This is a genomic window from Actinomadura viridis (assembly GCF_015751755.1).
Lineage (GTDB): Bacteria > Actinomycetota > Actinomycetes > Streptosporangiales > Streptosporangiaceae > Spirillospora > Spirillospora viridis.
Map to the genome: position 1 here is coordinate 243,442 of NZ_JADOUA010000001.1, position 20,395 is coordinate 263,836.

General features: G+C 73.1%; 15 protein-coding genes and 1 tRNA gene. 5 read left to right on the top strand and 11 right to left on the bottom strand.

What is annotated here, in order from left to right; translation table 11 throughout:
- Window positions 1-269 precede the first annotated feature (269 nt).
- From IW256_RS00995 to IW256_RS01005, 3 genes are all read right to left on the bottom strand, one after another.
- Window positions 270-345: transfer RNA gene (locus IW256_RS00995), tRNA-His, on the bottom strand.
- A gap of 58 nt (window positions 346-403) precedes the next feature.
- Window positions 404-1,006 (bottom strand): oligoribonuclease, encoded by a 603-nt coding sequence (gene orn / locus IW256_RS01000; protein WP_197009140.1) that lies wholly within the window; start codon window positions 1,004-1,006, stop codon window positions 404-406.
- A 189-nt stretch (window positions 1,007-1,195) separates the two neighbouring features.
- Window positions 1,196-1,798: a CGNR zinc finger domain-containing protein gene (locus IW256_RS01005; protein WP_231403594.1), complete on the bottom strand. Its 603-nt coding sequence runs from the start codon at window positions 1,796-1,798 to the stop codon at window positions 1,196-1,198.
- A 68-nt stretch (window positions 1,799-1,866) separates the two neighbouring features.
- Here IW256_RS01005 and IW256_RS01010 point away from each other — a divergent pair, with 68 nt between their 5' ends.
- Window positions 1,867-2,256: a RidA family protein gene (locus tag IW256_RS01010; protein ID WP_197009141.1), complete on the top strand. Its 390-nt coding sequence runs from the start codon at window positions 1,867-1,869 to the stop codon at window positions 2,254-2,256.
- A 167-nt stretch (window positions 2,257-2,423) separates the two neighbouring features.
- Here the strand turns inward: IW256_RS01010 and IW256_RS01015 are convergent, their stop codons facing one another.
- Window positions 2,424-3,113 carry a pyridoxamine 5'-phosphate oxidase family protein gene (locus IW256_RS01015; protein WP_197009142.1) on the bottom strand — a complete coding sequence of 230 codons (690 nt, stop codon included), beginning with the start codon at window positions 3,111-3,113 and terminating at the stop codon, window positions 2,424-2,426.
- 68 nt (window positions 3,114-3,181) lie between these two features.
- Here IW256_RS01015 and pdxR point away from each other — a divergent pair, with 68 nt between their 5' ends.
- On the top strand, window positions 3,182-4,573 hold the full coding sequence (gene pdxR, locus IW256_RS01020; protein ID WP_231403595.1) for a MocR-like pyridoxine biosynthesis transcription factor PdxR: 1,392 nt from the start codon (window positions 3,182-3,184) through the stop codon (window positions 4,571-4,573).
- On the opposite strand, the gene IW256_RS01025 is transcribed toward pdxR, so the two are convergent.
- Entirely contained in the window at window positions 4,518-5,411 is an 894-nt protein-coding gene (locus IW256_RS01025) for a hypothetical protein (RefSeq protein WP_197009143.1), read from the bottom strand. The genes pdxR and IW256_RS01025 overlap by 56 nt on opposite strands.
- A 480-nt stretch (window positions 5,412-5,891) precedes the next feature.
- On the opposite strand from IW256_RS01025, the gene IW256_RS01030 reads away from it, so the two are divergent.
- Window positions 5,892-6,980, top strand: coding sequence for a phosphotransferase family protein (locus IW256_RS01030; protein ID WP_197009144.1), 1,089 nt, complete (start codon window positions 5,892-5,894; stop codon window positions 6,978-6,980).
- A 19-nt stretch (window positions 6,981-6,999) separates the two neighbouring features.
- Here the strand turns inward: IW256_RS01030 and IW256_RS01035 are convergent, their stop codons facing one another.
- From IW256_RS01035 to IW256_RS01045, 3 genes are all read right to left on the bottom strand, one after another.
- Complete coding sequence (locus IW256_RS01035) at window positions 7,000-8,436, bottom strand: RNA polymerase sigma factor (protein ID WP_197009145.1); 1,437 nt, start codon at window positions 8,434-8,436, stop codon at window positions 7,000-7,002.
- A 336-nt stretch (window positions 8,437-8,772) separates the two neighbouring features.
- Window positions 8,773-10,296, bottom strand: a complete 1,524-nt coding sequence (locus IW256_RS01040) for a sigma-70 family RNA polymerase sigma factor (RefSeq protein ID WP_197009146.1) — start codon at window positions 10,294-10,296, stop codon at window positions 8,773-8,775.
- Between the two features lie 279 nt (window positions 10,297-10,575).
- Window positions 10,576-12,909 carry a substrate-binding domain-containing protein gene (locus IW256_RS01045; RefSeq protein ID WP_197009147.1) on the bottom strand — a complete coding sequence of 778 codons (2,334 nt, stop codon included), beginning with the start codon at window positions 12,907-12,909 and terminating at the stop codon, window positions 10,576-10,578.
- 408 nt (window positions 12,910-13,317) lie between these two features.
- Between IW256_RS01045 and IW256_RS01050 the strand changes: the two genes are divergently transcribed.
- Window positions 13,318-14,256 carry an endonuclease/exonuclease/phosphatase family protein gene (locus IW256_RS01050; RefSeq protein ID WP_197009148.1) on the top strand — a complete coding sequence of 313 codons (939 nt, stop codon included), beginning with the start codon at window positions 13,318-13,320 and terminating at the stop codon, window positions 14,254-14,256.
- Window positions 14,257-14,293: 37 nt separating this feature from the next.
- Window positions 14,294-15,109, top strand: coding sequence for a TrmH family RNA methyltransferase (locus tag IW256_RS01055; protein ID WP_197009149.1), 816 nt, complete (start codon window positions 14,294-14,296; stop codon window positions 15,107-15,109).
- Window positions 15,110-15,170: 61 nt separating this feature from the next.
- On the opposite strand, the gene IW256_RS01060 is transcribed toward IW256_RS01055, so the two are convergent.
- The 3 genes from IW256_RS01060 to IW256_RS01070 form a co-directional block, all read right to left on the bottom strand.
- A complete protein-coding gene (locus IW256_RS01060) occupies window positions 15,171-16,169 on the bottom strand; it encodes a hypothetical protein (RefSeq protein ID WP_197009150.1) in 999 nt (332 codons plus the stop codon).
- A 146-nt stretch (window positions 16,170-16,315) separates the two neighbouring features.
- Window positions 16,316-16,684: a hypothetical protein gene (locus IW256_RS01065; RefSeq protein WP_197009151.1), complete on the bottom strand. Its 369-nt coding sequence runs from the start codon at window positions 16,682-16,684 to the stop codon at window positions 16,316-16,318.
- Window positions 16,681-20,262 (bottom strand): SseB family protein, encoded by a 3,582-nt coding sequence (locus IW256_RS01070; RefSeq protein ID WP_197009152.1) that lies wholly within the window; start codon window positions 20,260-20,262, stop codon window positions 16,681-16,683. The genes IW256_RS01065 and IW256_RS01070 overlap by 4 nt, the downstream gene beginning before the upstream one ends.
- Window positions 20,263-20,395: the final 133 nt, after the last annotated feature.

Sequence of the window (20,395 nt, forward strand, 5' to 3'; positions counted from 1 at the left end):
GTCGACCGCTGCGATGGACGGCGGTCCTGACGCTGGCCGTGCGGGCCGCCCTGGTGAAGGCGCTGCAGGGGGCTGGGAGGAGCCGCCGGCCTGCTCGCGTACGGGGGCGCCCCGGGACATCGATGGCGATCTTGGGCGTTCTGACGGCCCTGCGGGGTGCTCCGAAAGCAAGATCACCCTCGTTCCCGGAGCCGGACGTCCGAGGATGGGCGCGCGTGCCGCAATGACGAAGGGCCTGGTCACCGAATTCGGTGACCAGGCCCTTCGTGTGGGGTGAGTGAGGGGACTTGAACCCCCGACACCCAGGACCACAACCTGGTGCTCTGCCGACTGAGCTACACCCACCATGGCCGGGCACGTTCCCGGCTGCAAGAAGTGTAGCGGGTCCGGGAGGGTGTTCGCTTCAGGCGCGTCGGGCGATCTCGGCCGCCTGGGCCCGGGCCGTCTCGGAGTCGGGGCCCGGCTGCGGGACGAAGAGCGTGGCCCTGTAGTAGCGCAGTTCCTGGATGCTTTCGGTGATGTCGGCCAAGGCGCGGTGGCCGCCCTTCTTCTCCGGGCTGGCGAAGTAGACGCGCGGATACCAGCGGCGGGCCAGTTCCTTGATGCTGGAGACGTCGACCATGCGGTAGTGCAGGTGGGAGTCCAGGGCGGGCATGTCGCGGGCCAGGAACGAACGGTCGGTGGCGATGGAATTGCCGCACAACGGCGCCTTCTTGGCGTCCCGGACGTGCTTGCGGACGTAGCGCAGGACGGACTCCTCGGCCTCCGCGAGAGAGACCCCGCCGGGCAGGACGTCGAGGAGGCCGGAGGTGGTGTGCATGTCCCGGACGACCTTGGACATCTGCTCCAGGGCCTCCTGCGGGGGCTTGATCACCACATCGATGCCCGCGTCCAGGATGTTGAGCTCGCTGTCGGTCACCAGCGCCGCGATCTCGATCAGCGCGTCCTCGCGCAGGTCGAGTCCGGTCATCTCGCAGTCGATCCAGACCAGCTTCTCAGTGCCCATATGACTCCTCACCTGCGACTTCTCCCTCGCGGGGCTTCCCGAGTTTCCAGGTACGACCGGCCATGACGGAGTCGACTGTGGCAAAGGTGCGGCACGGGTTGCAGCACGGTCCGGGGGCCTCCTGCACGTACATGCGGCTAGGTTACGCCTGGTCGGCCTACCGGCGAACAGTGGTCTGGTGAGGCTGCGTCACGGGTCCGTGGCCCGCCGGGCGCGGAGGGCCCGGAGCTTGTGACGGTTGCCGCACCGCTCCATCGTGCACCAGCGGCGGCTGCCGGGGCGGGAGGAGTCGACGAACACCAGCGGGCAGTTGTCACTGGCGCACTCGCGGATGCGCCCGGAGAGCGGCCCGGACAGCAGCTCGATCATCTCCCGTGCCAGGGTGGACAGCGCCTGCGTCGCCCGCACCGGCGGCGCCCACCCCGCGGTCGTGCCGGCGGCGGCCAGCTCGGGGACCAGTGGCGCCGCGGCCGCGGCCCGGTTGATGGTCGCGACGGCGCCGGCGGGGAGCGGGCGACCGGCCGCCCGGGCGTGCGCCGCGTCCCAGATCGCCTGGCGGAGGGCCTTGGCCGCAGCCAGCTCGCGGGCCGTCACGGGGATCGTCATGACCGCGGACAGTGGCGGCTGGGCCAACCATTCACCCAGGTCGGCGGGCCCGTGGAGGGTCTCGAACACCGCGTACCGGCCCTCCCCGCCCGTGTGGGCGAAGTCAAGGCAGACGGCGCCGGCGTCGAACCAGAACGACCCTCCCTTGGGGTCGTGCAGCACCTGTCCGGTTGTACTCGCTCGCATGAAACCACTATAAATGGTTTCAACTACGAAACCTGTCTTACCGGTTTCATCATCGGAGGAGGCGACGCATGGGCGTCAGGCACATCAACCCCGAGGGGCTCCACCGCAGCCCGGCCTTCAGCCAGGCGGTCGTGGTCGAACGGCCGGCGAAGACCATCTACATCGGCGGGCAGAACGGCGTCGGTCCCGACGGCAAGGTCGTCGGTCCCACGCTCGGGGAACAGGCCGGCCAGGCGATCCGCAACCTCGCGACCATCCTTGAGAGTGAGGGGGCGAGCCTGGCGAACATCGTGCACTGGACCATCGCCGTGGTGGACGGCCAGTCGTTCGACGAGGGTTTCGCCGCCTTCCAGCAGGTCTGGAACCCCGCCGACCCGCCGCCGGCCATCACGGTCCACACCGTCGCCGGCTTGGTCCCCGGGGTCCTCGTCGAGATCGACGCCGTCGCCGTCGTGTGATGCCCCGCTGGGCGGGATCGCGCCTCACCCTGCTGCGCGCCGCAGAAGCCCTGCCTTCACCGAGCGAGCCAACGATGGCCCCACCCGCCAAGGGTGGGGCCACTTCTCATTCGCCGTACAGCCACCGAAGATCGCCAGCTGGTGCCACCTCGGCTGAAGAGATGGGGTCACGCCTGGCCGGCGGCCTCCGAGGGGACGGCGGTGGGGCCGACCATGCTCGTCACGTGGGCGGGGGCGGGGATGCCGGGGCGGAGCCGGGGGTCGGGGACGGGGTCTCCGAAGACCTCCCGGACGGGCAGGACGCCGGCCCACAGGTCCAGGGCGTAGTCCTCCTCGTCGTCTCCCGGGGGCCCCTGCCGTACCTTCACCGATGCCTCTTCGAGGGACAGGGCCAGTACGGTCGTCGCGGCGAGTTCCTTGGGGTTGGGGGGCCGCGCCACGTCCCACTGGCCGGGGACGAGCCGTTCGGTGATGGCGCGCAGGCCGGTGAGCTTCTCGTCGGGATCGGTGAGGCGGCGCGGGGTCCCGTAGATCATCGCGCTCCGGTAGTTCACCGAGTGGTGGAAGAGGGAGCGGGCGAGCACGAGGCCGTCGACGTGGGTGACCGTGACGCAGATCTCCTGGGACGGGCCCGCGAGGAGGCTGCTCGCCCCGGTGGAGCCGTGGAGGTAGAGGGTGTCGCCGGAGTGCCCGTACCCGGTGGGGACGACGCGGGGCGAGCCGTCGATCACCACGCCCAGATGGCAGATCCGTCCCGCGTCCAGGATCTCGTGGAGCGCGGCGCGGTCGGTGGCGGCGCGTTCCTTCAGCCTGCCCAGGCTGGTGCGGCGGGTCGAGGACAACGGTGTGCTGCTCATGGGCCCTACGGTAGGAGCGAAGTGGCATGGCCAGTAGAGCCACTTGACGCCGATAGCCGGAGACCACTTTGACCTTCGATCTGCCGCTGGCGGTCGACCGTTCCGGCGGGGTGCCTCTGAACGAGCAGCTCGCCGGGCAGCTGCGCGCCGCGATGCGGGAGGGACGCCTCGTGGCGGGAGAGCGGCTGCCCTCCAGCCGGGCGCTGGCCGGGCTCCTCGGGGTGAGCCGGACGGTGGTGACGGAGTCCTACGGGCAGCTGTACGCGGAGGGCTGGCTGGAGGGCCGGCACGGGTCGGGGACCTACGTGACGGACATCGCCGTGGAGGACGGCGGGGCGGGCGAGGTCGCGGCCATCACGGGTGGAGGGGCGGTCCCGCCGGACGAGGTGCGGCCGGGGATGATCGACCTCCGGCCGGGCGTCGCGTGGAGCGGTGGGCTGGACACGCCCGCGTGGCGCCGCGCGTGGCGCCTGGCCGCGGCGGTGCCCCCGGCCGTCCGGCCCGATCCGCACGGCCTGCCGGGCCTGCGCGTGGCGCTGGCGGACCATGTGCGCCGCAGCCGGGGCGTGGCGTGCCCCGTGGAACGCCTCCTGATCACGCGTGGCGCGACGAACGGCCTGGACCTGCTGGCGGCCACCGTCCTGCGTCCCGGTGACCGGGTGGGGGTGGAGGAGCCGGGGTACGGCAAGGCGCGGTCGGTCCTGCGGGCGCGGGGGATGGAGATGGTGCCGTGCCCGGTGGACGAGCACGGCCTGATCGTGGACGGGCTCCCCGGCGACCTGCGGCTGGTCTACACGACGCCGTCCCACCAGTTCCCGCTCGGGGGAGTGCTCCCGGTGCCGCGCCGCCAGGCCCTGCTCGCGTGGGCGAGGCGGACCGGTGCGCTGATCGCCGAGGACGACTACGACGGGGAGTTCCGGTACGACGTCGCGCCGCTGCCCGCCCTGTACGGGATGGACCCGGAGGTGGTGGTCTACCTCGGGACCACCTCGAAGATCCTGACGGCGGACATGGGGGTCGGATGGCTGGTGGCCCGCCCCGACCTCATGGAGGCGGTCGCCCGCCGCAGGGAGGAACTCAGCGACCGTACGGCCGTCGTCCCCCAGGAGGCCCTGCGCGTGCTGCTCGAACGCGGCGACCTGGACCGGTACGTGCGGCGGATGCGGGCGGAGTACGCCCGGCGCCGCGCGGTGGTCACCGGGGCGCTGGCGGGGTTGCCGCTGCGCGGTGACACGGCCGGGCTGCACCTGGTGGCCGGGATGCCGGAGGCGGTGGCGAGGTACGCCGTCCAGGAGGCGGCGCGCCGCGGAGTACTCCTGGACGACCTGGAACGGCACCACCTGGGCACGCCCGGCACCGCCGGGCTGGTGATCGGGTACGGGGCGGTGGCGGGTCCGGGCGAGCTCAGGACCGCATGCTCGCTGGTTCGGGAACTGGTCGCGGCGGCGCCGGCGGCCTAGACGGGACGGGGGCCGGCGGGTCGTCCGGCGGCGGGGGCGTGGACGAGAGGGGGGCGGACAGCCTGCGGGGCGCGGGTGCGTCCTCCGGCGGGGAATGCGCGGGCCCGTCGGCGGACACGGGGTCGATGATCCGGGGCAGGGGCACGGGCTTCCTCGGGGCGGCGGGGGCCGGCTCCGGAGCCGGCCCGGCCGCCGGCGCGGGGGCGGGTGACACCAGGGAGATCGGGGTTCTGGGTTCCCGTGTCGCGGGCGGGAGGGCATCGGGCGGTACGTGGCGGGGGACGCCCTGCCCGGGGATGGGTCCCTGCCGGGGGACCGCGGTGACCGGGGTGTCCGGGCCCGTGATGCGGCGGATGTCGATTCCGCCGGGGTCGGGGCGGTGGAGCCCGGGGACCTGGGAGGCGCCGAAATGGCCGCCCCGGGCCCAGTGCCGGCGGTCGCGGCCGGAGTGGTACGACTGGGGCGAGGGCAGCGGCGGCCCGGCGGGCCAGCGCCGCGAGATCCGCCAGCCGTCCAGCCACTGCACGATCGGGTGCAGCCCCTTGAGGAGCGTTCCGGTGAACGGGTCGCGGGCCTGGCTCACCACCATCACCTGGACGCACACCCGTCCCTCGTGGCCGACCGGGTCGTCGAGGAGGCGGGCCGCCCGGGTCACCGGGAGCTGCTGGATGATCTCGCCGGAGCACGGGTTCCAGACGAGGTGGGCGGGGGTTCCCTCGCGGAGCAGGTCGGCGGCCACGGAACGGGCCGAGACGACCCGTGGATCCGACTCGCTGCTGAACCAGACGACGCGGGGCGCGCCTCCCCGCAACGCCCCACCGTCCTGTCTTGCCGGCATGCGGCCGGCTCCCGGCAGCCATGCGTCTGCCACGGCGTGTCCCCCCAATCGGGTCTGGCCCCGAATGGTCTCAGTAGTGAGTCCGGCCCGCCGTCATGAGTTGTTTGACGGCATAAGCGGCTCAAGTCCAGTGAGTCCCATTTTGATCGACTGTCACCGCAGATGCGTACCCTCCGGGCATGGTGAATCACCCTGAGGACACCGCATTGCGGCGCGGGGGAACGGGTCCATGCCCGCCGGACGCCACGTTTATGCAGGTCAGATGGATAGTCGCGCGTGTTGGTAAGTAAGTTGCGGCGAACGGCCAGAAGTGGCCGAGGAGTTACATTGCACGCTGCAATGGGGCCGTCACCGGGACGGCCCCGCCAGGGCTCCGCGCTCGCGTACGGCGGACCGCAACGAGGATAGCCCCGACGCGACCTGGTGATAAGGAGGGGGCGGGTTCACAGCGCGTACCGAGCCAGGCTCTAATAGAGCGTCATGACGGTTGACGCTGAACTTCCGGCCGGGATCCCCGGCATCGACGTCCCGCGCCTCGCGGAATGGCTGGCACGCGCACTCCCCGGGAGCGGCCGGATCACCGCGATCGATCTGATCGCGGGCGGGCGGTCCAACCTGACCTACGGGATCACGCTGGACGGCGGCCGCCGCCTCGTGCTGCGCAGGCCGCCGCTCGGGCACGTCCTGCCCACGGCCCACGACATGGGCCGCGAGTACCGCGTGCTGGCCGCGCTCGGCACGGGCAGCGACGTGCCGGTGCCGACGACGCTGGCGTTCTGCGAGGACGAGGAGGTCATCGGAGCGCGCTTCTACCTGATGGACTTCGTCGACGGCAGGGTGCTGCGCACCACCGAGGACGCGGCCGGCATCACGCCCGAGCAGGCCCGCGGGCTGAGCGACCGGCTGGTCGAGGCCCTCGCCGCGATCCATCTGGTCGACCTGGAGGCCACCGGCCTGACCGACTTCGGCCGTCCCGCCGGCTACATGGCCCGGCAGCTCAAGCGCTGGGGCAAGCAGTGGGACAGCTCGCAGGAGGCCATCCGCGCCACCGGCACCGAACGCGACCTGCCCGCCTACGACCGCCTCGTCGCCCGCCTCGCCGAACGGCTCCCCGAGGGCGACGGCCTCACCGGACTCGTGCACGGCGACTTCCGCCTGGACAACGCGCTGGCCCGGCTGGAGCCCCGCCCGGAGATCGCCGCCGTCGTCGACTGGGAGATGTCGACGCTGGGCGACCCGCTCTCCGACCTGGGCCTCACCCTCGTCTACTGGGCCGAGGCCACCGACAAGGAGGCCCTGCCGGTCGGGGCGACCATCACCACCGCGCCCGGCTTCCACACCCGCCGGGAGTTCGTCGAGCGGTACGCCGCGCTGACCGGGTTCGACGTGGGCGCGCTCGACTTCTACGTCGCGTTCGCCTGCTTCAAGCTCGCGGCGATCCTGGAGGGGATCCACGCCCGGTTCCTGCAGAACGCGACCGTCGGCGAGGGCTTCGAGCAGATCGGCCATGGCGTGCCCATGCTGCTGGAACGCGCGCACGCCACGCTCGACGCCGGTTCCGCCTGGTGAGCCGCCCCCCGGCGGGCCGTCAGCAGTAGGAGACCGAGGCGGCCCCGCCGGGGGAGAACGAGACCGAACCGCTCTTCTTGCCCCAGCACAGGCCGTTGGTCCGGGAGACCGTCACCCCGGTGGACTCCCCGGCCGACAGCCGTCCCGAACCGCCCGCGCTGAGGGCGCCGGAGGTGCCGGCGACCTGCCAGGTCACCGGGCCGCCGACCGCGGTGATCCGGACCGTGCAGGAGTCGCGCACCCCCATGTCGCATCCCGCGACCGACAGGGTGCCCGGATCCGGACGGGGCGGCTCCGGCGGCCTGGGCCGGGACGTGGTGGGCGTGGGCGTCGGTGACTTGGTGGTCGGCGTCTCCGACGGCGAGGGGCTCTTGGAGGGCGACGCGCTGGTCGAGGACACCGTCGGCGTGACCGTGCCGGACGGGTCGGTGCCGATCGTCCCGGACGGGTCGGGCCCGGCGCTCGACGGATCGGAGGACGCGCCGGGGGCGTCGGGGGACTGCGCGCCGGCGTTCTCGTTCGCGCCGGCACCGCCGATCGCCGTCATCGCGACCCCCGCCAGGGCCATCGCGGCCACCCCGCCGCCGATGGCGGCCACCAGGCGGCCGTTGCGGCGCTTGGGAGTGCGCTCGCGGGCGCGGGGTGGGGTCGCCTGGTACGGGACCGGCCAGCCGCGGGCGGTGAACGGCTCGGCGTAGGCGGCGATGGCGTGCCGGTTGTCCGCGCGGTCCTGGGCGGTCGCCGCGGTCAGCACGTCCAGCCGCAGATCGCCGGGGACGGCGGCGATGGGCAGCACCGCCAGCAGCCGGTCGGCCGGCAGCGGCGGGGTCTCCCGCTCGCTGCACGAGGGACAGCCGTCCACGTGCCGGATCAGCGCCCGGGCGGTCTGCGGGGCCAGCGGCCAGGACTCGGTGAGCGCGGAGACGCTGGGGCAGTCCTCCCAGTGGTTCTGGGCGATCAGCGCCGCGTGCAGCGCGACGCCCAGATCGTGGTGGCACTCCTCCAGCAGCTGGGCGGCCTCGTCGGGCGGGATGCCGAACAGCCCGGCCAGGTCCGTCGCGTCGAGCTCGTGCCGGGCCGCCAAGTCGATCGCCTCGCGCTGCCGGCCGCTCAGCGCGGCCAGCGCGCTGTGCGCCAGCGCCCGGCGCTCCTCGCGCCGGGAGAGCTGCTCGGGGGAGAGATCGCCGTCGTCCGCCTCCGGGGCCTCCTGCCCGGTGTGCCGGTTCGGGCTCTCGCGCCGGCGCATGCACTCCTTGCGCGCGAGGGCGTACAGCCAGCCGCGCAGCCGCTCCGGCTCGCGCAGGCGGTCGACGTGCTCGCGCGCCATGATGAGGGTGTTGCGCAGCGCGCCCGCCGCCTCCACCCGGTCGCGCAGCAGCCCGTGGCAGTAGTCGAAGAGGAACGGGGCGTAGGTGTCGTAGACCTCGGTGAGCGCGATGACGTCGCCGGCACGCAACGCATCCGCCAGCCGAGGATCATCGAACTGACCGGGACCTGGCCCAGCGGACACGGGAATCCTCCCAGGTGGTCGTGATCTCGGACATCCCCCCAGGAGCCTCTGACGTCCGTCATGGCGCTCCGGTTGCCCGATCTTGCCACCAAACCTGGGAGATTTCTGCGTCTTGGGAGATCCCTGTGACCGGAGTTACACGCCCCGTGGTCGCGCAAATGCCTCATATCTCCACGTCATCGCACGATTTAGCGTTTCCGACAGATGTGGAGAAAAAACCCGGCGATCGTGTCGGCGACGGCCCCACGCCGCCGCCCATCCGTCCCGCCGTCCGTCCTTCCCTCAGCCAGGCCCTCCGGGTCCGCCATCGCGGCACGTCCAGGTGACGGTGGCCGAGCCTCCGGGGGCGAAGCTGACGCTGCCGCCGCCCGGGTCGCAGTCGTCCGGGCGGGTCGCGGTGACGAGGGCCGTCCGGCCGGCGCCGAGCGTGCCGCCGCCGCTCGCGCTGACCCCGTTGGCGCCGGTGACCGCCCAGGTGACCGGGCCGCCCACGGCCTGGACGACGATGCCGCACGAGCGTGATCCCCGGGGAATGGTGCAACCGGTGACCGCGAGCCTGCCACTGGCGGGCGGCCGGGTGGTACGGGTCGGCGTGGGCGTCCTCGACGCCCGGGTGCGCGTCGGCCTCGGGGTGGGCGTGGTCACGGTGGGCGTCGGCGTCGGGGAGGTGGTGCTCGGCGTGGGGGTCGGCGACTCGGTGGGCTCCTCGGACGCCGTGGGCGAGTCGGACGGATCGGGCGCCGAGGTGCCCTCCTGCGGCCGCTGCGCGCTGGTCTTCTCCTCGCCGGAGCCGGGCATCAGGAGGAACGCGCCCGCCACGAGCAGGATCACGGCCGCGGCGGCGGCGAGGGCGGGCCACAGCTTCGGCGGCCCCGACCGGCGGTCGTCGTCCTCGTCCAGGACACCGGTGGCCGCGGCGGGACGTTCGGGGGGCAGCGGCCAGCCCCACTCGTCGAACGGCTCGGCGCGCAGCGCGAGGGCCTCCCACTCCCCGGCGTACGCGGGGTCGGTGGCGGTGGCCAGGATCCGGCCGCGCAGGTCGGCGGGCATCAGCGCGACCGGCAGGACCTGGAGCAGGCCGGCGGTGGAGACGGTGCGATGACGCCGCTCGGTGCAGGTCGCGCAGGTGTTGACGTGGCGGATCAGGTCGTGCGTGACCGCCGGGGGCAGCGGCGGCTCCTCGTGCTCGACCAGCGCGGCGACGCTCGGGCAGTCGCGGCCGGTGCGGGCGATGATGACGGCGGCGAGGGCGTCGTCGAGCCGCCGCCGGGCCTCCCCGGCCAGCCGTGCCGCGCCCTCGTCGTCCTGCCCGAGGACGCCGCCGATCTCCGTGGCGTCCAGCCCGTGCCGGAGCATGAGGTCGAGGGCCTCGCGCTCGCGCCCGTTCAGGCCGGCCAGGGCATGGTGCACCATCCGCCGCGTCTCCTGGCGGCGGGCCCGTTCGGCGGCGTCCAGGAACGCGTCCTCGACCTCGGGGGCCTCGAAGCGCTCGGCGGGCCGGCCCGGGTCCTGCAGCCGGCGCACGCACTCGTTGCGTGCCAGGGCGTAGAGCCATCCGCGGAACAGGTCCGGCCGCTGCAGCCGGCCCACGTGCGCGAACGCCGCCAGGACGGTGTCGTGCATGGCCTCGGCGGCCGACTCCTGGTCGCGTAGCAGGGCGTGACAGTAGTCGTACAGTCGCGCTGCATAACGGTCGAGGAGCTGGATGAGGGCTTCGGCGTCGTCGCCTGCGGTCAGCGACCGCGCCAGGCGCTCGTCGTCCGCTCGGTCGGGACTGGGCCAACCGGAACTGGACCAACTGGACACAAGGTCCTCCTGCGGGCTGGGGGTGAAGCCGTTTACCGGTCCGAAGAGACCGAGAATCCCGGGGCTCTGGAAGGCTCTCCGAGGATTTCTGCGCCCCTGACTGGGGACTGCCCCGTCGTGGATCGCGGGGGTAGGTCGGAGGCCCGACGGCCCCGCTCCCCGTCGGGCCTCCACAAGAATGACGATCGACTCCCGCGTCCGGTTGACACGAGATGCAGATAAATCCGAAAGTTTTCGGCTCCTCCGCGGCGGGAGTATGAACGTCCAGGTCAGGGGCGGTCAGTTCTTGATCCGGCGGGACAGCATCTGGAGGAAGATCTTGGCGATCTCCTCCGGGGTCATGGCGACCGCCGTGCTGCCGCCGGTGGCCTTGGCGATCTGCTCCAGCTCGTTGCGGTCGACCCCGTCACCGAATCCGATCATGTTCACCTGGATCGGCTTGTTGGGGTCCTGCATCTCGCGGAGCCGCCGCAGCGTCTCCTTGAGGGTGGGCCCGTTGGTGTCGTCGTTCTTGCCGTCGGTCAGCAGCAGGATCGAGTTGACGAACTCGGGCTTGTAGGTGCGGTTCATCATCTTGTACGAGTCCAGCACCACGTCGTAGAGACCGGTGTCCCCGTCCATCTTGGGCCGCATCCGCTGGAGCGTGGACAGCACCAGGTTGCGGCGCGTGATCGAGCCGACGCGCTCGCCCAGCGGGCCGATCGACACCGACTCCCGCCAGTCCTGCGAGCCCTGCATGTTCGTGGAGAACAGCCACTGTCCCAGCTCGGTGTCGTTGGACATCATGGCCAGCCCGCCCTGGGAGACCTGCGCGATGGCCTGGAGGCGGGTGAGGTTCGGCCCGACCTTCTCGGCCATCGAACCGGACACGTCGATCAGCGTCAGGATGCGCAGCCCCAGCGTGAGCTGGGCCCATGCCTGCATGACCTGGGCCACGTGGGCGTCCTTGGGGACGGGCAGCTGCCGGGGCCGGGACGGGCTCACGCCGGACCGGGGACCGAACCCGCTCGGGGCCTTGCCGTCGGGAGTGCGGAAGCCGAGCTCCCGCACGTCGTTGCGGGTCGCCTCGTTGCCCATCGCCCGTTCGAACAGGCGCGCGGCACGCCGCTTGGCGTCGTCGGAGGCGGTGATGGTGAGCGGGTAGTCCATGGACAGCGTGCCCTCGACCGGGTACAGCGCCACCGCCGGCTCGGCCGGGCCGCGCCGGTTGTAGCTCCACACCGCCTGCTCCGAGGACAGCGACACCGGTTGCCGGCCGCTGCGGCCCTTGCGGAAGTGGTCGAACTGCGCCTCCACGGTCGGCATGGTGCTCTCGCGGACGGTCCGCACGATCCCGGTGAAGATGGACTCGCGGTTGGGGTCGTTGCTCAGCAGCGTGTCGGTGACCATCAGGGCGCCCATGCCGGCGCCGTTGCGGGTCGGGTCGGGCACCAGCAGCCGTACGGCGCCCTTGGGGATCATCTGGTTCTTGGTCACGCCGCCGCCCGTGGTGCCGCCGGCGGCGTTGAGCAGGTTGTCCCAGGACGGCGTCGCGGTGATCCCGTCGCGCTTGAGCCGGTTGGACAGGGTCTGCGGGAGACCCACCACGATGGGGCTGCTGGCCACCGAGGTCCCGGACGACCCGATCGCCTCCTTGCCCTTCTGCGAGCGCTTGACGAGGGACGTCCAGAGGGAGGAGTCGGGGATCCACACGTCCGGGTGCGGGTTGGCGTTGGAGGCCACGCCCTGGCCCGACAGCAGGGTCGCCACGGCGGCCGGTTCCGCCTTCGTCACCTTGGCGTGCACGCAGCGGCCGTCGGTCTCGTTCTTGGCGTCGTTGAAGCGGGTCGCCGCCTTGACGACCGCGGCCTCGATGTCGGGGGCCGCCGCCACGTTGAGGGTGAGCGCGTCGCCCCCGGAACAGCCGCCCCCGGCCTCGGCGAACGCGTACACCCCGACGCCCAGCAGCAACGCCAGGCCGACCGCGCCGGCCATCGGGCCGATGAGCGCGCTCACCTTGCGCCGCTTCTTGCGCCGCCCCCCGTAGCCGCCGCTGCCGTACTCGCCGCTGCTGTAGCCGCCGCTGCTGTAGCCGCCTGCGCCGGAGCCGCCACTGCTGTGACCGCCCGAGCCGTAGCCGCCACTGCCCTGGCCGCTTGAGCCGCCCTCACCGTACGATCCGGATCCGCCGTAGGCGCCCGAGCCGCCGTAGGCACCCGAGCCCCCATGGCCGCCGTACGGGCCCGATCCCTCGGAACCGCCCTGGGCGCCCTGGCCGCCTTGAGTGCCGTAAGGACCGGTGGAGCTGCTGGAGCCGCCTTCCGACGCGCCGCGGAAGGCGCCGTACTCGCCATACCCGCCGGACTCGCCGGACGCGCGTCCCAGCCCGTATCCGCCGGCGTCGGACGCGCCGCCGAACCCGCCGGTCCCGAACGCCGGATCTCCGGGGGACGGCGAGGAGGACGGAGACGGAGACGGCGACGGCGGGGGCGGAGGCTGCCCGCCCTGGCTCTGCCGGGTGCCGAACCAGTCGGAGGACCCGTCGTTGGCCGGACCGAAAACGGGCCGCGAAGGGTCGTACTCCCCGTCTCCCGGCGACCCGCCCGGGGTGTCACTGTGACGACGACCGCTCACGACTGCCCTCGATTCACCCGAATCCCTCGATGTTCCCCGGCACTGTAGTAGTAAGAACAGAAGGTTACAAAGAACTCATAACGGATGATGATGCAGGTCATCCGCGTGACTTTGTATGATCCGATGATCAAGGTTCACGTGTCCCGTTCCAGGGCCCGCCGCGGTACCGGAACCAGCGGCGAACCAGGCGTTCCCGCCGAACGTCGGTAGGTCTGTAGCGAAGGCCGACGAGGGGAAACCGTGAGCGACGTCACTGCGCGGGGCGCGCCGGCAGGGCCGGAACCCGAACCCGAAGCACGACCGGGGCGAGAATCCGCCGATTCCGGCTCCGATTCCGATTCCGATTCCGGCTCCGGATCCGGCGCCGGGCCGTGGCGCTGGCGCCTACTGCTGGCCTGGGCGGGCGTCGTGGGCTGGGGGACCTGGGCCGCCGTACGGCTGGCGGGCGGCGACGCGCTGCCCGGCATCGGGGCGCTGGCGACGCCGCCGCTGGCCGTGACCCCGTTCGTCGCCGCCCTCTCACCGATCCCGGTGCTGCTCGCGCTGCTCCTGCGCCGGTGGTGGGCGGCGGTGGCGGCGAGCGTCGTGGCGCTGTCGCTGGTGGCCGCGGTGGCGCCGCGCGCGTTCGTCGACGAGGGTCCCGCAGCACGCGGACCGGTCGTCCGCGTGCTGGCCGCCAACCTCTACTTCGGCCAGGCCGACGCCGGTGAACTCGTCGAACTCGTCCGGCGGACCCGTCCCGACGTGCTCAGCGTTCAGGAACTGACCGCGGAGGCGGCCGTCCGGTACGAGAAGGCCGGGCTGGGCCGCCTGCTGCCGCACCGGGTTCTGGACACGCGCTGGGGAGCGGCCGGTTCCGGCCTTTACTCCCGCCACCCCCTGCGGCGGCTGCCGCCGCCGGGCGAGACCCGGTTCGCCACCCCGCGGGCCGAGTTCACCGTTCAGGGGAACCGCCGGGTGGAGGTGACGGCCGTGCACCCCGTCCCGCCCATCTCGTCCGCGGCCTACCGGTCGTGGAAGGCGGACATGGCCCTGCTGCCGTCCGCAACGCGCGCGGGTGAGGACGCGGCGGCCGGCGCCGGGGCACCGGTCCGGATCCTGGCCGGGGACTTCAACGCCACTCTCGACCACGCCCACCTGCGGCGACTCATCGGCCGCGGCTACGCCGACGCAGCCGACCGGGCCGGCGCGGGCCTGACGTCGACCTGGGGCGACGGCGGGACGAGCCCGCCCCTCACCATCGACCACGTGCTCGTCGACCGCCGGTGCGCCGTGAAGGGCTTCGCGGTCCACGACGTCCGGGGCTCCGACCACCGCGCCGTGTTCGCCGAGGTCCGCCTCCCCTGATGCGTCGTCGCGGCGGCGGCACGGGCAGAATTGGAGGATGGCCCGACTGGTCCCCGTCTCCGATCCCGGCGATCCGCGCCTGGCCGACTACGTGCGGCTGCGCGACGTCAACCTGCGCAAGAGCCTGGAGACCGAGCACGGGCTGTTCATCGCCGAGGGGGAGAAGGTGATCCGCCGGGCGGTGGGCACCGGGTACCCCGCGCGGTCGTTCCTCATGGCCCGCCGCTGGGTGGAGCCCCTCGCGGACCTGCTGGACGAGGTGAACGCGCCGGTGTACGTGGCCGACGACGCCACCGTGGAAGCGGTGGCCGGGTTCCAGGTGCACCGCGGCGCGCTGGCGTCGATGGAACGGCTCCCGGTGCCGTCCGTGGCGGAGACCGTCCGCGGGGTCCGCCGGATCCTGATCCTGGAGGACCTGGTCGACCACGCGAACGTGGGATCCATCTACAGGTGCGCCGCGGCGCTCGGGGTCGACGCGGTGGTCCTGTCGCCGCGCTGCGCGGATCCGCTGTACCGCCGCGCCATCAAGGTCTCCATGGGAGCCGTCTTCGCCGTCCCGTACGCCCGCATGACGAACTGGCACGACGACCTCGGCATCATCCGCGGCGCCGGGTTCGGCCTGCTCGCGCTCACCCCGGACCAGTCGGCCGTGCCCCTGGACAAGGCGCCGATGGGCGAACGGGTGGCGCTCATGCTCGGGTCCGAGGGCGACGGCCTGTCCTCCCGATGGCTCGCCGAGGCCGACGAGGCCGTCTGCATCCCCATGAGCCCGGCCGCCATGGCCAACGGCGTCGACTCCCTCAACGTGGTCGCCGCCGCGGCCATCGCCTGCCACGGCCTCATGCGCGCCTGAACGCCGGCAGCACGCTCAGGCGGGTCTCACCCTCGGACGAGACTCACCACTCAGGCGGGTCTCACTTGCCGAACAGGCCGCGGCGGGGTCGGCGGTGGATGCCCTTGGCACGGCGGGCCGCGGCGGCGGAACGCGCCCCCGCGTAGTCACGCCGGCGGCCCAGCCGCAGCTGGGTCATCAGCAGCGAGAACGCGACCAGCAGCGCGGCCAGCCAGGCGATCTGCGTGCTGGCCATCCGCTCGAAGGTGAGGTCCTGGGCGACCGGGGTCTTGTTGTTGCGCAACCGGCTCTCGGGGCTCGGCGTCACCTGCGGCGCGACCGACGGATTCGGCGGCGCGATCGATGGCAGGCCCAGGTTCGGGTTCTGCGGCACGCTCGGGGTGTTGAACGACCCGTTCGGCGCGGGCGGAGTGTAGGACGAGCCGCCGCCCGACCCGGATCCGTTGCCGCCGCCACCGCTGTCGTTGCCGTCGTCATCGCTGGGCGACGACTTGGTGGGGGTCGGGGACGGAGTGGGCTTCTTGGTGGGCGACTTGGTCGGCGTAGGGGTGGGGGTCGGCGTCGGCGTAGGGGTCGGCGAAGGAGTCACCAGCGGCGTGTAGGTGACCTTGGTGACCGCGGTCCTGTCCTCGGTGTTCTCGGCGGCGACCAGGAGCGTCACCGTCACCGGGACCCGCTTCTTGATGTCCTTCGGGACCGTCAGTTCGGACGCGGGGACGGACTTGCCCTCCTCGGCGGGGAGTTCGTCTTCCACCAGCGTGCAACCCTTGACGCATTCACCCGTGAGCGAGGGGTCGACGCCATCGCCGGTGGCCGTGATGGAGACCACCTTGACCGCCTTGGCCGCCCCGTTGAGGGCCCTGACGTCCGCGAGGATCTTCACCGCGGTCCCGGCCTTGACCTCCTGGTCGGCCGGGACGATCGTCACGTCCAGCGCGGGCTTGAGGTCGTCCGAAGGGGCAGGAGAGGGCTCCGCCTGGACCTGAGCCGCCCCCGCGGCGAGGATCGCCGCCGTGCCGAGCCCGATGAAGATCGGTTTGCCTGCCGACCGGGGAAGCACAGCCCCAGCACCTCCGTCGCGCCGTTACGCGTCATCGTTGAGCGCCAGGGCGTGTCTACACCCCGGGATCGTCGCAGCCAACATGCGAACACGGATCCGGGGCCATGGCAACCCCAGTATCCGGATGGAACCGGATCTTCATATGATCAGATGAACTCTTCGCGCACGTCCTCGATCTCGGCCTGCGGCGCCCAGGTCTGCCACACGCCGTGATCGATCCGGTCCAGGCCGAGCCGTTCGGCGACCGGGGCCAGGCCGCCCGCGTACTCGACCCGCAGCCACCCCTCGTGCTCGCCCACGATCACGAACCGCTCGCCCCGCCAGGCGCAGGTGGTGCGGACGTAGCGCAGCTCCTCCACCTCGGAGCCGGGGACGATGCGCCGGTAACGGCCGGGCCGCAGCTCCTCGAAGCCGTCGGTCGGCTCCGGCGTGTACAGCCGGATCTCCCCGTCGGCCCCGGGGGAGGCTTCGAACTCGCGTCCCAGCCAGCGTGCGAGGTAACCGTCGCGGATCACTGCGCCGCCCCCTGCCCGTCGCCGTCGTCCTGCCAGTCCGTGCCGTTCTCCGGACGCAGCCAGGCGAGCCGGTCCGGGTCGTACATCGCCACGAACCGCTCGGAGCGGTCGAGCCCCAGGTAGTACATCTCGGCGCCGTACGGCAGCCGGACGCTGTCGACCTTGTACTCGCGGATGGAACCCGCGCTGCCCGGCGCGAACCCGCTGCCGTGGAACGGGGCCCGCTCGATCACCCAGCCGGCGTCGCCCCAGGACGCCAGCTCCTCCTCCGTCTGCCCGCCGAACGGTATGCGGTAGAGGTCGGGGCAGTAGGCGGGCCAGCGGATCACGTGCACGCCCTCGTCCCCGGGCTGGAACGCGGAGTCCTCGTAGAGGAGACCCAGTGCCTCGTACAGCTGGATCGGCGTCTGCAACTCCGCGACGTCGGAGGTCGGGTGAACGAAGCCGCCGACCCTGTCGTAGCCCTGCTCCAGGTACCAGTCGACGTGCCGGTGCGAGACCACCTTCTGCATGATGGTGGGCTCGGCCACCCGCTCGGTGTCCGGCTCGGGCAGCGGCGCGACCTGGGGCGGCCCGGCCGGTTCCCGGACCTGGGCCGGTGCGGGAAGCGGGCGCGGATCGGCGGGCTCGGGCGACCCGTCCGCCGGTGCCGGAGCCTGCACCGGCTCGGGGGTGGGCGCCGGGGCTGGGGACGGCTCCGGCTCGGGTGCCGGTGCCGGGGCCGGTGTAGGAACGGGGGCGTCGGACGGTGGCGCGTCGGCCGGAGGCGCGGGGGCGTTCGCCTGCGGTGCGGGCTGCTGGTGGGACGGCGGCGGCGTGGGCACCTCGGGACGGGGTTGCAACAGCCCGACCTGGACGGCCCACTCGCTCAGCGCGCGCACCTGCTCACCGCGCAACGACGCTCCGATCCGGGTGCCGGGGTTGAGGAGCATCGCCCATTCGTGACGCGGCCAGGAGCCGATGAGCTCGCGGAAGTCGGCGTACACGAACCGCGACTCCGGGAGGATCTCCTGCAGCCGTACGAGCGAGGTGAAGACCTGCACGGCCTCGTCCTTGCGCAGGGCCGCCTCCCACCGGAACTCCCGCTGGACGGGTGTGACCTCCAGCGGGGCGTCGGCCGGGATGGGCACCAGCACGTTGGCGCCCAGCAGGATGCGCAGGAAGGCGTCGGAGTCGCCGGCCAGCGCGGCCTCGTACAGCTCCTGGTCGATCCGGTTGCCCGGTTCGAACTCCGCGTCCGGGACGGGGCGGGGCCCGGTCCGCCGCGCGGATGGGTACTCCGCGCGGATGGGTTCGGTGGGGTTCGGCGCGGGAGGCTGGGCCGCGTCCGGGACGGGCGCCGCAGGCGAAGGAGCCGCGTCCGGCGCGGCGGCGGGCGCCGGACGCGCCGGGGGAACGTCCGCGGCGGGGTCGGGGACGGGGGCCGCCGGGGCCGGAGGCTCGGCGAGCGGCACGGGTTCGGCGGCTACCGGTTCCGCGGCAGGCGGTTCCGTGGGTGCAGGCCCGGTGGACGCCGGCCCGGCAGGTGCGGACCCCGCGGGTACAGGCCCGGCGGACGCAGGGCCGGCGGGTGCAGGCCCTGCGGGTGCGGGGGCGGCCGTGGCCGGGGCGGGGGGCGGCTCCGGGGGCTCGGTACGCGCCGGGCCGCTGAGCGCCCGGACCTGCTCCCCGGGCATCGTCGCGTCGATGGGGGTGCCGGGGTTGAGCACCAGCGTCCACTCGGCGTCCGGCCACGCCGACACCATCTCCAGGAAGCTGGGCATGACGAACCGGGACGACCCGATCGCCTCGTTCATCCACTTCAGCGAGGTGAACACCTGAACGGAGACCCGGCCGTGGACGGGGACCGGCCGCCAGGGGAACTCCGGATCGTCCGGAACGATGCCCCACGGCGTCTCCTGCTCGGCGGGGACGAGCACCTGGGCGCCCAGCAGCACCTTGAAGAAGGCGTCGGTGTCGCGGCGCACCGCCGCGTCGAAGAGGCGCTGCTCGACGTCGTTCTGCGGTTCGAAGTGCCGGGACATGCGGCGGGCCGCGCGCTGGTCGGCCCAGGTGGCCAGGCCCGGCAGCTGCTCGGCCAGGATCGTGCCGCCCGCGGGCGAGCCGGAGTTGACGGCCAGCGGACGGTTCCGGTCCGGCGCGTACCGCATGACGACGGTGAACGGCAGCGTGATGAAGTCCGTGCCCGTTCCGGTGGAGGCCGCGACCTCGGCCAGGCGTTCCCGCGAGGTGAACACCGGGATCACGGCCGTGCCGTCGACGTCCCTGGTCTGCCAGGGGAAGCCGGGCCGGCCGGGCCGCAGCGCGTAGTCCATCTCGTCGGGGATCGGCAGCAGCACCTCGGCGTCGGCCAGCGTCTCCAGGAAGAGGTTGTAGTCGTTGCCCGCGGCGGCGCGCAGCAGCGCCTCCTCCACCTCGTTGGCGGGCTGGAAACCGGGGCGCCGGCCGGGCTCGCGGGGCAGCTCCCGGTGCTGCTCCTGCAGCTCCTCCCAAGGGGCGGTGTCGGGTCCGGTCCCGGCGTCCGCGGGCACCGGGGGGATGCCGTCCAGGCGCGTCACCTCGGCCGCCGGGGGCGCCTCCGCCGCGCCGGTGCCGAGAGCCGGTGCCATCTCGCCTTCGGGGTGATGCGGCAGCTCCGGGAGGTTCGGTTCGCGGGGCGTATCGCCGAACGGTTCCGGGGCGGCAGCGGGCCCGCCCGCGGCCGGGGGCGCCGTGCTCTCGACGGCGCTCTCCTGCACCGGGGGCGCGTCCCCATGGCGTACGGACGCCTCGGCGGGCCCGGGTACGGCGGGCCCGGGTACGGCGGGCCCGGGTACGGCGGGCCCGGGTACGGCGGGCGGTCCGGACGGGCGGGGCGCCTCTCCCGCACCGGGCGATTCGGCGGCACCGGGGCTCGAGGGAACCGGCATGTCGCGGCTCGGGTCGGGGGGAGCGGCGTGCTTGCCGAGGCCCTTACCGGCCGCGTGCGCGGGGCTGCGCCGGACTTCGTGGGGGACGTCCCGCGAGGCATCGTGCGGAACGTCGCCCGCGATCTCGCCCGAGACGTTGCCCGCGACCTCGCGCGCAACGTCGCGGGGCACTTCCGAATGGCCGCTGGCGGCGGCGCCGGGCTCGGACACCGGGACGGCCCGGCCCGCCCTCGGGGGCCTGCTGTCGCCCTCGATCACCTGCCTGATGAACCACGCGGGAAGCCGGGCCTCGATCGGCACGACCGCCTCGTCGTACCCGGCCCCGGCCGCGTCCACCGCCAGCCACCACCGGGAGTCGGGCCAGGTCTCGGCGAGGTCGGCGAACTTCAGCCGCAGGAAGTGCCGGTACGCCGGCCCCAGGCACCTCCGCATCACCGCCGCCGAGGTGTAGGCCAGCACGTGGGTGCGCCCGTCCACCTCCTGGATCGGCCAGCCGGGCCGGGCCTGGTCGGCGAGCACACCGTCGACCAGGTCGGGTGCCACGGGGATCACCAGTTCGCTGTCCGCGAGCAGGCGGAAGTACGCCTCCTGGTCCCCCGTGCGCACCGTCTCCTGCAGCCGGCGTTCGAGTTCCGACGTGGGTCGCCACGCGTCGGCCACGATCGCCACCCCCTGATTCCTTCCGCGCTGCCTTTCCGCGCTGCCTTCGTCCCGCCCCCGCGGATTCTCCGGCGAGGCCCCATCCTGCCGGTCCCGGGCCCGGTGGCCGGGCTCTTGACTAGCAAGTTACGGACCCGCCTAC